11 protein-coding genes and 1 riboswitch are annotated in these 13,578 nt (G+C 51.9%); of the genes, 5 read left to right on the top strand and 6 right to left on the bottom strand.

The features are described 5' to 3' along the window. Positions 1-114: 114 nt before the first annotated feature. From ACEW8J_RS13265 to ACEW8J_RS13255, 3 genes are all read right to left on the bottom strand, one after another. On the bottom strand, positions 115-651 hold the full coding sequence (locus ACEW8J_RS13265) for a hypothetical protein (RefSeq protein WP_373492121.1): 537 nt from the start codon (positions 649-651) through the stop codon (positions 115-117). A gap of 317 nt (positions 652-968) precedes the next feature. Further along, positions 969-2,342, bottom strand: a complete 1,374-nt coding sequence (locus ACEW8J_RS13260) for a primase-helicase family protein (RefSeq protein WP_373492120.1) — start codon at positions 2,340-2,342, stop codon at positions 969-971. A gap of 334 nt (positions 2,343-2,676) precedes the next feature. Next, a complete protein-coding gene (locus tag ACEW8J_RS13255; RefSeq protein ID WP_373492119.1) occupies positions 2,677-3,855 on the bottom strand; it encodes a tyrosine-type recombinase/integrase in 1,179 nt (392 codons plus the stop codon). Between the two features lie 338 nt (positions 3,856-4,193). Here ACEW8J_RS13255 and ACEW8J_RS13250 point away from each other — a divergent pair, with 338 nt between their 5' ends. Together ACEW8J_RS13250 and ACEW8J_RS13245 are read left to right on the top strand one after the other, a co-directional pair. After that, positions 4,194-5,033, top strand: a complete 840-nt coding sequence (locus ACEW8J_RS13250) for an HAD-IIB family hydrolase (protein ID WP_373492118.1) — start codon at positions 4,194-4,196, stop codon at positions 5,031-5,033. A gap of 34 nt (positions 5,034-5,067) precedes the next feature. Beyond that, positions 5,068-6,282 (top strand): glucosyl-3-phosphoglycerate synthase, encoded by a 1,215-nt coding sequence (locus ACEW8J_RS13245; RefSeq protein ID WP_373492117.1) that lies wholly within the window; start codon positions 5,068-5,070, stop codon positions 6,280-6,282. On the opposite strand, the gene ACEW8J_RS13240 is transcribed toward ACEW8J_RS13245, so the two are convergent. Further along, a complete protein-coding gene (locus ACEW8J_RS13240; RefSeq protein WP_373492116.1) occupies positions 6,279-8,042 on the bottom strand; it encodes a sugar phosphorylase in 1,764 nt (587 codons plus the stop codon). The genes ACEW8J_RS13245 and ACEW8J_RS13240 overlap by 4 nt on opposite strands. A gap of 63 nt (positions 8,043-8,105) precedes the next feature. On the opposite strand from ACEW8J_RS13240, the gene ACEW8J_RS13235 reads away from it, so the two are divergent. Continuing rightward, positions 8,106-9,380 carry a glycerate kinase gene (locus ACEW8J_RS13235; RefSeq protein WP_373492115.1) on the top strand — a complete coding sequence of 425 codons (1,275 nt, stop codon included), beginning with the start codon at positions 8,106-8,108 and terminating at the stop codon, positions 9,378-9,380. 101 nt (positions 9,381-9,481) lie between these two features. Here ACEW8J_RS13235 and ACEW8J_RS13230 read toward each other — a convergent pair whose 3' ends face one another. After that, positions 9,482-9,829, bottom strand: a complete 348-nt coding sequence (locus ACEW8J_RS13230; protein ID WP_373492114.1) for a hypothetical protein — start codon at positions 9,827-9,829, stop codon at positions 9,482-9,484. A gap of 218 nt (positions 9,830-10,047) precedes the next feature. Continuing rightward, positions 10,048-10,259: riboswitch (cobalamin riboswitch) on the top strand. 78 nt (positions 10,260-10,337) lie between these two features. Here ACEW8J_RS13230 and ACEW8J_RS13225 point away from each other — a divergent pair. Beyond that, positions 10,338-12,230: a TonB-dependent receptor plug domain-containing protein gene (locus tag ACEW8J_RS13225; protein WP_373492113.1), complete on the top strand. Its 1,893-nt coding sequence runs from the start codon at positions 10,338-10,340 to the stop codon at positions 12,228-12,230. Positions 12,231-12,259: 29 nt separating this feature from the next. Beyond that, positions 12,260-12,805 (top strand): hypothetical protein, encoded by a 546-nt coding sequence (locus ACEW8J_RS13220; RefSeq protein ID WP_373492112.1) that lies wholly within the window; start codon positions 12,260-12,262, stop codon positions 12,803-12,805. Here the strand turns inward: ACEW8J_RS13220 and ACEW8J_RS13215 are convergent. Further along, positions 12,784-13,548, bottom strand: a complete 765-nt coding sequence (locus ACEW8J_RS13215; RefSeq protein ID WP_373492111.1) for a sulfotransferase — start codon at positions 13,546-13,548, stop codon at positions 12,784-12,786. The two genes, ACEW8J_RS13220 and ACEW8J_RS13215, sit on opposite strands and share 22 nt — an antisense overlap. Between the last annotated feature and the right edge of the window lie 30 nt (positions 13,549-13,578).

Here is a 13,578-nt window from a genome sequence, read left to right as displayed (position 1 = left end):
TCGCGCATGATGCACGCGGGTGGTATCAGTCCACATCGTTGATCTCCTGAAGCTTTTCACAAAACTCCAGAATCAGCGATCAGGCAAAGCGTCAAGCTAAACCTCTGATATCACCTAACTTAGTTTTCGGTCAGACACTGAATTTTTCAAATTATCTTTGCGCTGTTCATGGGCGGCAAGCATCTCGCGAACGGCCTTTTCTGCTGCGGAAAAATCCGGACCTGTTGCAAGTAGATTGTCCACCGTAGGTATCTGTTGATAATTTGCTAACAGCCCAAGGCGCTCGACGGTTGCGAGCACTAGGTATCGATTCTGCACAATTTCCCAAGCTGGATCACTCAGGCCGGTCAACAACTGACCGGCATCGATCAATGCAGATAATGTTTCTAAATCAGCTTTGCTCGCCAATTTAGCGGCATCTGCGGTGTCGAGACCTTTGAAGCTTGCGCGGATTTCCGGAAAATGATCATGCCGGACGCTTGCCGGTATTTCAGCCATCCGCACTTCAGCCGCAGCAATGGCGCGCTTCTCGGTCAATACATCATCATATTGAACCTTCCATGCTTGCCGTAACGGTTTGGCTTTTTCGATTATCTCAGCTGCGAAGGCGGACGGCTGCAACCGCGAGAGGTCACGCGTGGCGATGTCCACCCATGCAATTGCTGCGCTAGATATCGCGACGTCTATTTACGGCATATTCGCGGGCTTTTGGTCTTAGGACGTCGCGATGGACGCCGTTTTTCTATCTCTGTCAGTACACCATTTGAATTATAAACTATGATGAATATTGGAATACTACTTTCAACAATTCATCATTTATCGCGTCCACTAAGACGGATGTCTCTATAAGCCCTGCAAAACTAGGAAAAACAGACGTCGCGATAGATAGCATTATCGCGACGGACTGCGGCGTCTCAGGTCCAGAAGCCTGTTAATCTGCAAAATCCTAATATATTGGACGCGACGTCCTATTCATACCCCTGTGATCTGCTGTAATTTTCAATCATAGCATTTGGATCAATGTGCCAAAGTGTTGACCGTATGTCTTTATCATCTTGAAAATACGGTCGAGTGGCGCGTCCGATTTTATGATATCCGAGTTCTGATAGAGCAACGGACATGGTTTTGTTCTCGACTGGTTTTCGACCTGCTTTGACCAATAACCGTTTAACAGCAACTGTGGCAATCCAGCCGCCACAAAAACCGGGCAAGCTATCGTCCACAGCTTCTGCAATCAATTGGGCAAGCCAACCCCTGCTTTGAATCATCGCTTCGGCCATGCTTGACGTCTCCGGTGCGCGCATCGGGATCGCACCTCGTTCTATTGGATATGTAAGCAGAAAATTGGCGATTATCTTTAAGCCAAATTTATGACTGCGCGGACCTAACCATTGATCGTATAGATCATTGAAATAAGCATCGTTCATACCAGCCTTTTGCAAATCCTCTTTGGATTGGATTGCGCTGTAAAAAATTGCGAACCTACGCCCATTTTTATCGACTGGAATTGCATCTTTATGATTACTGAAAAATAGCCAGTTGGCCGGATTATCGTCTTTTCGCTGATCAATACCTTTCGATTGGACTTCCATCTTTTCTTCAGAAATCATCGGCTTTAAGACTTCGACCAAATCGCGTTTTTCATCGGTCTTTATTTCATCACATATGAAAAACAGTCTTCCGCGTATCCAAGCATTGAATTTACTGCCACCTGACGCAAGTTCTTTGGCATTGGGCGGATAGGTATAGTGATCGCCCATCACATGGGTCATGGCATATTTGATTACGTTTTTGCCGACGCCTTCGGTCGATTGTATCAATGGTGCCCAAGGTATTTTATCCCCAGGATATTTCGCATTGTGCGCAAGATAGGCGTAAAAGATTTCCCGATCACTGGCGTCCGGTATGATCATTTCCATATGTCTTAAAAATGGTGACGGATCGCCCACGATGCTCTCAATTTTTGCAGGTATGTAGGTGTTTACATAGTTACGTCCGAGTTCATCGGTAGTGACCTGTCCAGTTGGCAAAGAGGGAAGGAATGTAGTGCCGTCCACCTTAGGCACTGTCCAAAGTGTTGATCTGGTTGCCGCTTTCCAAGCATCATCGGTCAGTCTGCCGTTTGCATCAATCATAAATTTTTTGCCGCCGTACGTGCTATTAAATGCACCCGGATCATATTTCAGTCCCTTGCTATCAAATATTCGGTTCTCTGGACCTATCAAAACACATCCTTTGAACCACTGCTTTTGTTCAATGTGAGTCAAGTACTCACCGCTACAATCGAGCGGTGGCGGGTCATTGACCGGCATGGCCGGTTTGGGTATATCGTAATCATTCATTATTTGATTTCCTAATGGACCGGCTGCGTTCCAGCGCTTGCCGGTCTTTTATTTAGTCAGGCAGCCGATTTTTGCTGAGCTTCCCATGCCTCTAAATCTGCCACTGCCCAGCGCGGCGAACCGGCTGGTAATCGGATAGGTGACGGGAAATTGCGGTCGTCCCTGATCCAGCGATAAACGGAATGCTTGGACGTTTCGTAGCGTTCAGCGACGCTCTGAATTGTAAGAAATTGTGCCATTTTCGGTACTTTCGGATAAAATTGCAGAAAGCAGTCATCCGACCGCGTGCGCCGCGATTTCCTCGCGGCCTTCGGGCATCCGCCCGCTTGCTATCTTATGCAGCTTCTGCTTTATCTTTCAATTGATGCGAAAGGGCGTTTTCGATCACATCGCGGGGGTGCGCCGTTGTCTCCCCTGCCCAATCGCGAAATGTGGACCTAAAACCGTGAACTGTGACACCGGTCTGGTTCATTCTTTTTAGCACCGCTGCCAACGTCATATCGGACATTGGCTTTCCAGCCTTAGCACCGACAAAAATCAATCCCTTGCGTTCGCTTTTCGGCGTTTGCTTGAGGATCGCCAGCGCGGAATCGGACAAGGGCACCGTATGTTCTTTACCGGCTTTCATTCGACTATCCGGTAAAGTCCAGATTGCGTTCTCGAAATCGATTTCATCCCATGTCGCCAATCGGACTTCACCGCTACGTGCTGCCGTAAAAATAGTAAACTGTAAGGCTTTCGCAGCAATACCATCGCGTTTGTGCAAGTCGGACATGAATGCAGGTGCATCGCTGTATGGCAATGCAGCGTGATGTTTAACGCGTTTAGTCGCTTTAGATACTGCTGGCATCAAGGGCTTTAAGTTACCACGCCATTTTGCAGGATTATCACCGACGAAAAAGTCATTTGCTTTTGCGTGATCGAATATGTTTTCAATTCGCTGTCGCAAGCGGTTTGCTGTTTCATGCCGAGCCGCCCACAATGATTTGCCACCTGCTGCTGCAACCGGTTGTTTCAAGACGTCCGCAACCATAACCTTGTCGATAGATTGGACTGCTTCATTGCCAATTTTTGGGTATGCCCATTTTTGTAAAGTGCTTGCCCATTGTGCGGCATGTTTTTCGCTTTTCCAGCCATCCTTATTGTCGCGAATATAGGATTCTGCACATTCTTGGAAAGTCTGTGACCGTGATTGACCTTTTCGCCGATCCGCAACAGGATCACCGCCGCTTAGGACGATCATGGCAATATTTAGGGCTTGTTCCCTCGCTTTTGATAACGACAATGTTGGAAAGCTGCCCAGCCCGATCTCTCGCCGCCGTCCGTTCGTTGTCGTTCGCATGATCCAGCTTGTCGATCCGGCTGGCGTTATCTGAATCATCAATCCTGGTGGATGACCGCCAACGGCTTTTCGGACATTGTGCTTGATCTGGCTCGATTGTATGTCGGACATTGTGCTTTTGATAAGACTAACCAATTGTTTCGCGTTAAGCGCCGTTGCTACTATTGGCATATCCTACCCACCTTCTACCCACCTAAAATGATGCAATTTCCTACATCATGTTGCAACAGTCTGCAAATTGGTTTTGACAGATTATACGCAAATCCGGTCTTTTTGGGGGTCACTCGTGTCGGAACAGGGGGTGTGGGGGGTCATTATGGCGGACACCCTGTCCGCCATTTTTCAGGTCCCGATGATCTTTAATGGTTTCCACGTCGGTCAAAAGCATCCCATTCGCCAGATCCGGATTGGTACCAATATTCGCATTGATAGGGTCGACTTATCGAGACATCAAGCAGCAGCGACATTAACATGTTCGCTAGCAGAACGTTCTGCTAACTCTCCCTCACATGGCCACCAACCGCCCTCTATTTCCCGTGATATTCACCGATCTCGACGGAACCCTGCTCGATCACGACAGCTATTCAGCGAAACCAGCCGATCGATTAATCCGCCAGATATCTGAACAATCGATTGGTGCTGTCGTTCCGGTTACCAGCAAGACACGCGCGGAATTGCGAGCTTTGCAACGATCGATTCCGCTGCCTCTTTCTATTGGCGTATCGGAAAATGGTTCGGTCATTTATGCGCCAGATGGCTATCCATTCATCAATACCAATGAGCCGCAGATCATCCTTTTGGGGATTGAATATTCTGGGATACTTGACCGCATTGACAATTTACCCAAAAACCTGCGTCAGCATATTATAGGCTTCTCGGACATGTCGGGAACCGAGCTGTCAAAAGTCACAGGCCTCGAATTGAACGACGCACTGCTTGCCAAGCGACGGGAGGCCTCGGAGCCATTTCTCTGGTCGGGGTCTGATGCGGAATTGGAAGAACTCAACCTGATCATGGCCGATTTCAATATCCGCATTCAGCGAGGCGGGCGTTTTTATCATTTTACCGGCCAAGCGACCAAGGATCTGGCGATGGCGCGAATAATGGGCGCCTTTACCGAACGAACGCCGCGTGCAGATATCATCTCAATTGCGCTCGGTGATGGTCCCAATGATCTGGGGATGATCGAGGCCGCCGATATCGGAGTGATAATGCCCAATCCCGAAGGGGTGACCATTCAGTCGTGCAAATCACATGTTCGCACCGCTTCGATGCCCGGGCCGCGAGGTTGGGCCATGGCGGTGGCGGAAATTATTGTGGAATTGGGTGTTATACTGCCGGAAAGATGATTAGGCACGTAGATCAGAAATTGCAGGGAAACCCATGGCCGATTTTCACCAGAATGGTATTATATCAACACTGCACAACTTGACCGACCGGAGCACGGAATCGCTGGAAGCGGACTTGATGCACTATCGGTCCACCAGTCCGATGGCCTTGATCCTGCCCAGTCTGTTTTCGGAACTGGAGGGACCGGCGCTTGAACATATTGTCGACGAACTTTCAAATGTGCCGTATTTGGATGACATCATCATCGGCCTGGACCGCGCAGACAAGGACCAGTTCAAATTCGCCAAGCAATATTTTTCCCGCCTGCCCCAGCGCCATCATATCTTGTGGAACAGCGGTCCACGGCTATCGGCTCTCGATCAGGAACTGAAAGGACATGGCCTATCGCCGGCGCAGCCGGGAAAGGGCCGTAACGTCTGGTTCTGTTTCGGCTATTTCCTGTCGGCAACCGACGCCGAGGTCGTAGGCCTGCACGACTGTGATATTTTGACTTATGACAGAGCGCTACTGGCTCGATTGATGTATCCGGTGGCCAATCCCACCTTTCCCTATGTTTTTTCAAAAGGCTATTACGCCCGGACGACCGAAGAGAAATTCAATGGACGTGTAGTCCGCTTGCTTATCGGACCATTGCTTGCTGCGCTCAAGAAAGTTTGCGAGCCGAATGACTATATCATATATTTGAACAGCTTTCGCTACGCACTGGCTGGAGAGTTTGCGATGGCGCGACCAGTCGTCAAGAATATCCGGATTCCATCCGACTGGGGTCTGGAAGTTGGCGTACTGTCGGAAGTGTGGCGCAGCCAATCCGCCCGAGCAATATGCCAGGTGGAAATAGCTGATAATTATGATCACAAACATCAATCGGTGTCGCATGACAATCCGGAAGCCGGTCTGTCCAAGATGAGCATCGACATCACCAAGTCGATTTTCCGCAAGCTCGCGACCGATGGCCAGGTTTTCTCGCAAGGAACATTCAGAACGCTGAAAGCGACCTATTTTCGTATTGCGCTGGATCGGATCGAGACTTTCTACAATGACGCAGTGATGAACGGTCTGACGCTGGACCGCCACGAGGAAGAAACCACCGTCGAGCTATTTGCACAGAATATCATGAAAGCCGGAGAGGTGTTTCTTGAATCGCCAAACGAAACCCCATTCATGGCCAACTGGAACCGCATCAACAGCGCTATTCCGGATTTTACGGACCGCTTCAAGGAAGCTGTGCGGTTAGACAACGAGGACTAAACGGGCAATTCTAACCCGTTGCAGATCCATGCCGTCTGATATGCGGACATGGAAAAATCGCTTTCTATATCGGTAATGGTCTGACCGGAAATCAGATCCCGCCAAGTGTCACCAGCGATTAGGTTTATGTCCGCCAGCGAGAGTGTCTTTTCGACTTTAGTCACGTTGGTGATGGCGAAGATACTCTGTTTGCGATCCTGGCTCTGACGCCAAATGCCGAACAGCCCCTCGGGCAAAGCAAGTGTGAATTGCACGGCATTGGGATGGAACGCTTGCTGCTTTTTACGCATCTCGACAAGCGACAGCAATCGCGTGAAGACTTGGGCTTCCACGGTTGCCGGATCCGTCAATTTCGCGCTAATCTCATCATAGTTCAGTTCACGCCGGTTTATCGCCCGGTTGTGGCCGGTGACATTGACTTCCTCGTAGCCATTTGGCGTAGCCAGCAGGCTGTGAATGTAGATCGCAGGAATACCTTCCAGGGCCAACATGATCGTCATCGCCGCCATGAATCGATTGATCTGGTGCTCGTCCGGGCCATCGCATGTTCCCTGCATCGCCTCGAAAAATGAAATATTCATTTCATAGGGCTTTTCCGTGCCATCTGGGCCACGTCGCATTGACAGTCGTCCCCCAAAACCCTGTATGACCGCAAGCATCTGATCGACTTCGCCTTGCGGCAATACGCCTTCTGTAGGACGCAAGCCGATCCCATCATGGCTGGCGGTGAAATTCAGATAGGTGCATCCGGTGAGCGCGGGAGGATTGCTTCGTGTCAATCGTTTCAGATACAGCGCATTCCCAGTGAGCAGTGCGTGGGTCAGCAGCGGAGGCAATGAAAAATTATAGATGACATGCGCTTCATTCTGGTTGCCAAAATAGGTCAGATTCTCGTGGTTCGGGATATTGGTTTCAGTGATGATGAGCAGCGTTTCGGCATGATGGTCCATCAATGTGCGTAACAGCCTTATGATCTCGTGCGTTTCATCCAGATTTATTGAAGGTGTTCCGATTTTTTTCCAGAGAAAAGCAACCGCATCGAGCCGGAAGATACGCACGCCGTGATCGATATAGGCACGAATAATCTCTATAAATTCCAGCAAAACCGCTGGATTGCGAAAGTCGAAATCAAGTTGATCTGTACTGAAGGTGCTCCACACATGGCGGTCACCTCGCACGGTACGAAAGGGAGTAAGCAGCGGATGCGATCTGGGGCGGACGACTTGTCCGAGATCGGCTGCCGCGTCGGCGGTAAAATAATAATCCTTGCCAGGTGCTTCATCGGACAGAAATTGCTGAAACCACGCTGATTTGCTCGATCCGTGATTGATAACGAGATCGGCCATCAATCGATAGTCGGCGGCGATGCCTTGGATATCGGACCAGTCGCCCAGGTTTTCATCGACCTGAAGATAGTCGATGACCCCGAAGCCGTCATCTGAACTGAAGGGAAAGAAAGGCAGGATGTGCACAGCGCCCATCGTCTGACCGATAAAAGTTTTCAGAAAGCGGTGCAGAGTCCGCAGAGGTCTTTCGCCATCCGCGCGAAACGTTCCGCCATAGGTGATGATCGCAACATCGCTTTCGTTCCATAAATGCTTGTCGGCAATTTTTCGTCGCTTGATCATCCTGCCGGTGTTAGGCCAGAACCGATGAACTATGTTATCCGCCAGCATATCACAGTCATGGCCGGGATAGATCATCCGCAAATGGGCGGAAATCCGTTTCGTCAAATGGTCGATTGTAGCACGATCGCTCATGGTTGGTCTGTCACTCCGAAATGATGCTTGACCTCAATCGGACAATCGGGCCTCTATTGTGCAGTGCATAAAACAACGAATCCCGAATCAACAAAGGCTTTTTTGAAGGTTCTTTATGAGCATGCCCTAGCACCGGCCCTCCCGAAATATGCTATGCGAGCCATGACATGGCCAAAAGTTGCAGGGCAGACCTATATTTTATCGGTTGGGAAAGCGGCAACAAATATGTTCGCAGCCATCCAAGAGCGGCTTCCCCAAGATTCGGAAGGGATGATCGTAACGCGGCAGGGCTATATTCAACCTGGATTCAGCCCCAATCATATAAGAGTCATCGAAGCTTCGCATCCGGTACCTGATTCCGCTGGTGCGGAGGCAGCACAAATGGCTTTGACGGCAGCCGCCAGACTTGGCGCAAATGATCTGCTGCTGGTCCTGATGTCGGGCGGTGCCAGCGCTATGCTTCCGGCACCGGTCGAAGGTCTGGCCCTATCCGAGAAACAGCAAATCACTCGAGATTTGCTTCATTGCGGCGCTCCGATCAGTGAAATGAATATTGTCCGCAAACATCTTTCGGCCATCAAGGGCGGGCGCCTAGCGGCTGCAGCCTGGCCAGCCTCCACCCATATGATCGCAATCTCGGATATTCCCGGTGATGATATCGGAATGATTGGCTCTGGGCCGACGGTTGCCGACGAGTCGACATGTGCCGACGCTCTGGCCATCGTGGAGAGATATCGCCTCACCGTCCCCCCTTCCATCAAGGAAAAGCTGGCGAGCGGGTTGCTTGAAACCCCCAAACCCGACGATGTGAAAATGCAGCGTGCAACGGCGGCTATTTGCGCCAGACCTGCTGCTATGTGCGCAGCTGCCGGGGCAGCCGCTCAAGCAATGGGTTTTGAAGTGATCATGCTCGGCGATGCGTTGGAAGGAGACGCCCTGCAGCTCGGCCGAGAACATGCGATGAAGGCGCTCGCCCTGAAGGCTGAAGGTCGGAAGGTGGCTCTGATTTCAGGCGGTGAAGCAACGGTTGCTGTGCGCAATCCCGCGGGTCGCGGTGGCCGTTGCACAGCCTATTTGCTCTCTTGCGCGCTAACATTGGCTGGAACTTCCGACATTTGCGGCATTGCAGCCGATAGCGATGGCATAGACGGATCTGAAGACAATGCGGGCGCTTTTCTCTGGCCGGGAGTTTTGGAAGCGATGGGCGGCGGCCCGCAGGCCCGGCGATTGCTTGACGATGACAATAGCTATCTGGCCTTTCAAAAGGCCGATGCCCTGTTGATGACTGGCCCATCCGGTACCAATGTCAATGATCTGAGAATATTGCTGGTCGGATAAGACCGGCGATGCGTGGCAATCGCCTGTTTCGCAACAGACACTGCTTCGAATTCAATCAGCGATTACCCGCATCACCATCAATGAAGCAGCAGCTAGACCAACTAGTCCTCTTTGACGGGTCGGGAATTGGAACTCACGAAACCCGCATAGCTGTCGGTGAAGGAAAACAGCACACTGTCAGCTTCTTCCGTGGCAAAGCTTGTCGCTTCACTTTCCGAACTGCCGAATTCCTTTTCATCCTTTTTCATTGCTGCAATCATGGCAGCGCGTTCGTCAGTGCAGGCTGAGGTAGCGGCCGCTCGGAATGCGCTTGTACCAACTTTCGCGTCAAGCTTGGTCGTTGTAAACTCGACCAGACAATTGGAATATGCAACGCGAGCTGTTCCGGCATCGGCTATCGTGGCGGCTGAAACAGTGCTGATCAAAGCCATACTCAAAAATGTAATCATCTCAATCATTCCTCAAATAAGAACAACATATAGCATGTTTATATTTCAGGTGGGAGCTAGATTCAGCATGTAGCGCCAAGATAATATACCGAGAATTCATAGGCATGGTGGGAATGAGCCACGAAATGCTTACACCATCGCGGATACGGGAAACGCAGCTTCGTTCGACTCGTCAACAATATCACAATGGGGGTTGCATACTGATCTGTTTTCGGTGAAGGGGACGACAGATATCGGGTTTCTCTTAATTGAGAATTCAAAGGGAAATCGGTGAGAATAGGGTTAGCGCCCGATTCAAATCCGGTACTGCCCCCGCAACTGTAAGCGGCTAGCCGATATGCCACATGCCACTGGATCTCCGGATCTGGGAAGGCGGCATATCAGCTGCGATCCGCAAGTCAGGAGACCTGCCCTATATCGTCGTTCTTCAGCCGGACGGGGTGTGTCGGGTGAACGGGGTTTTCCCCTGCGTAACGGCAATTTAAGTCGTTAACACAAGGGAATCCTAATGAACAAATTTCAATCTATCGGCGTCGCCATGGCGTCTTCGTCGATCCTGTATACCATGCCTGCAATGGCAAATGAAGACCCTCTGATCATTGTCACGGCAACCGGTATCGAACAGGATATCGAAGACACGGGAGCAGCGATCTCGGTGCTCACCGAAGCAGATATCCGGGAGCAGCAATCCATCTCGCTTGCCGCGATCCTTCAGGAACTACCCGGCGTCAACATTACCAACAGTGGCGGACTGGGTTCGCAAACCTCGATCCGGATCCGCGGCGCGGAAAATGATCATACGCTGGTGCTGATCAACGGGATAAGGGTCAACGATCCGTCGACGCCTGATGGATCGTTTGATTTCGGCAACTTGCTGGCCGGTAATATCGAGCGCGTCGAAGTATTGCGCGGCGCAAGCGGCGTAACCTGGGGTAGCCAAGCGGTCGGCGGCGTGGTCAATGTCACCACGAAAAGTCCGACCGAAGATCTTACCCTCTATGCCCAGGGCGAATATGGCGCGAACGATACTGTCCGACTGGTAAGCAATGCCTCGGGCAAACTGGGTCCCGTGGGACTGACTATCGGGGGAGGCTATGTTCGAACCGACGGTATCAGTGCCTTTTCCGGTGGCGTGGAACCAGACGGCTATCGGCAATATTCGGCTTCCGGGCGGTTGGTGTTAGACGTTACCGATGCGGTTCGATTTGAAGCCAGCGGCTATTATGCGGACAGCAGAGTGGAGAATGACAGTGTCTTCCCGCCATTCAGTTCGGATAATAGCCAGTTTTCGCTGGCCCAGGAAATTTATGGCAATGCCAGTATTCACGCAACAGCATTTGATGGGCGATTCCAGAACCGCTTTGCTTTCAGCATTGCGGATATCAATCGCGATATCATCAACCCCAGTTTCGTTTCGCTTCCGCGAGGGCGAACCGAACGACTTGAGTATCGCGGCGATTTTGCCGTGATCGAGCAAATGCGATTGGTCTTCGGTGCCGAAAAGGAAGACAGCCGCTATGAAAATAGTGGTGTAAGCGACTCGACCGGTATCAATTCCGTCTTCTTCCAGGCCGTTTTCCAGCCGGTTGAGCGGTTCACCGTGACAGGCGGAATTCGGCATGACGATCATGAGGATTTTGGTGGCAATACCAGCCTGGCGGCTAACATGGTTTATCGGATGAGCGGCAGTGGGCCAGTTATCCGTGCGAGCTATGCCGAGGGCTTCCGGGCTCCTTCGCTGATCGACCTCGATGATCGCCCCAATGGCTTTGGCACACCCGATTTGTTGCCGGAAACGGCAAAATCCTATGAAATTGGTGTCGACCAATCGCTGAGTGACGACGCGGTCCGAATATCAGCGACTTTATTCCAACGCGACACCCGCAACCAGATCGCCTTTGCCGCTTGTCCTGTGGCACCAGATCCGGCACCAGCGGTGTGCGCCAATGGCAATCGCCCCTTCGGTACGACGCTGAATATCGAACGAAACCGCACCCGCGGTGTTGAGGCCGTATTGTCAATCAGTCCTACCGAACGGCTTCGGATCAACGCGAATTACACCTGGCTTGACACCGAGAACCGCTCTTCCGGTGCCAATTTTGGCAATGAACTGGCCCGGCGACCGGCGAGCAGCCTGTATCTCAATACCACCTATCAAACCAGTTTCGGATTGAGCCTCGGCGCCGACTTGCAAATCGTGGGCGACAGCTTTGATGATCTGGCCAACTCTCGTCGCATCGACGGCTATGCGCTTGCCGGGGTCCGCGCGAGCATGCCGGTGACCGGCGGTATCGAAATTTTCGGACGTATCGACAATCTATTCGATGTAAACTATGAAACAGCCACTGATTTTGGCACTCCGGGGCGTGCTGCGTATATTGGTGCGCGTGCGCGTTTCTGACAAGCAACAGCAAAAGGGAATATGATCACATGCAAATCGTTCAATCTTCATCACCTGTCCAGAATATCTGGGCCGGTGTGCTGGTGACTTCATCGGTTCTGGGCAGCCTTGCACTGGCTTGCATGTTCCCTTTTGCGGCCATCGCAACCTTGCTGGCAGCAACCCTGCCGTTCCGCAAGGCAATGGTCTGGATGGCGGCCGCCTGGTTCACCAACCAACTGGTCGGCTATCTGCTTCTCGGCTATCCACAGACCGTTTACAGTTTCAGCCACGGACTCGCGATCGGCCTCACCGCGCTTGCTACGCTCTGGGTAGCGAAGAAAGTCTTCACGTTGCGCGGCGACCAGTCGATGGTTTCGGCGGTCCTTGCCTTTGGCGCAGCGTTTGTTGCCTACCAAGCTTTGCTGCTGGTCGCAGCTCTGTTCCTGGGCGGTGTGCAGAATTTCGTGCCCGCCATTGTCTGGATGGTCGCACAGAATGACATTTTGTGGTTTGCTGGTCTGGGTCTCCTTTATGTGGTGCTCGACGGCAGCCTGTTTGACCGGATCGGAAATCAGGCCAGCCCGCAAGGCTGATCGCCCTCTATTTTGATCCGCAAAGCAGACAGGCGGGCATAGGCATCGCCGCACTGGTCCGCGATCGCCTGCTCGCTGTCATCGAGACTGGGCATTATACTTTCGGCCTTGCCAAAACCGCTCGTCTCGACAACCCGGCCATACCAATGTGATGCCCATATACCGTCAGTAGTTCGGGCCCCGGCTGTCCACGCGAGCATGCCCGCATCCCACGATAGTTCCAGAGCAGAACAGAGCGCACGCAAATGCGTTTCGGGATCGCGCAATATATCGCTGCTGTCCAAAATTACTGGCCTTTTCCCGGACATCTGCGCCGCTTGGTCGACATATTCCAGTAACCGCGCATAGCCAAGATCATCGGCGGTTACCTCGACCCGCTTGGCGGCATAGCTGGCGACGACGCGAACCGGATCGCGAATCAGAAAGGCGTGGCGATGATCCGGAAAATCGGCAATCGAGATATCGGCGACCATATGGTGGGGCATATGTTTCTGGTACCAGAGCGGCTTGCCGTCCGGTACCGGACCGCGCATGTTGTCCGCCACCGATTGCCAGTCGCAATCCATCGACGCGATGACTTGATCGGCCATCGGCTGACGCTGGCCGGTGGTTTTCAGAAAGGCTCCGTAAAAGGGTTCGTCGCTGACGGCACAATCGCTGCGCCCGCCAAAGCTACGCATCATCGCGGTCGAGATATTGCGCGGGCCGGACCACATGGCGATACGGATCCTATTCGATGTCATGGCGTCACTCCGGATCGTTCACATCGGAGG

It is taken from the genome of Parasphingorhabdus sp. (genome assembly GCF_041748495.1).
Taxonomy (GTDB): Bacteria; Pseudomonadota; Alphaproteobacteria; order Sphingomonadales; family Sphingomonadaceae; genus Parasphingorhabdus.
The sequence above is the reverse complement of the archived record's forward strand: the minus strand, read 5'-3'. Positions and strand labels throughout refer to the sequence as shown.

Coding starts and splice junctions, on each gene's coding strand:
- ACEW8J_RS13260 (WP_373492120.1), bottom strand. CDS start 2,342: ATGAATGATTACGATATACCCAAACCGGCCATGCCGGTCAATGACCCG.
- ACEW8J_RS13255 (WP_373492119.1), bottom strand. CDS start 3,855: ATGCCAATAGTAGCAACGGCGCTTAACGCGAAACAATTGGTTAGTCTT.
- ACEW8J_RS13250 (WP_373492118.1), top strand. CDS start 4,194: ATGGCCACCAACCGCCCTCTATTTCCCGTGATATTCACCGATCTCGAC.
- ACEW8J_RS13245 (WP_373492117.1), top strand. CDS start 5,068: ATGGCCGATTTTCACCAGAATGGTATTATATCAACACTGCACAACTTG.
- ACEW8J_RS13240 (WP_373492116.1), bottom strand. CDS start 8,042: ATGAGCGATCGTGCTACAATCGACCATTTGACGAAACGGATTTCCGCC.
- ACEW8J_RS13230 (WP_373492114.1), bottom strand. CDS start 9,829: ATGATTACATTTTTGAGTATGGCTTTGATCAGCACTGTTTCAGCCGCC.
- ACEW8J_RS13225 (WP_373492113.1), top strand. CDS start 10,338: ATGAACAAATTTCAATCTATCGGCGTCGCCATGGCGTCTTCGTCGATC.
- ACEW8J_RS13220 (WP_373492112.1), top strand. CDS start 12,260: ATGCAAATCGTTCAATCTTCATCACCTGTCCAGAATATCTGGGCCGGT.
- ACEW8J_RS13215 (WP_373492111.1), bottom strand. CDS start 13,548: ATGACATCGAATAGGATCCGTATCGCCATGTGGTCCGGCCCGCGCAAT.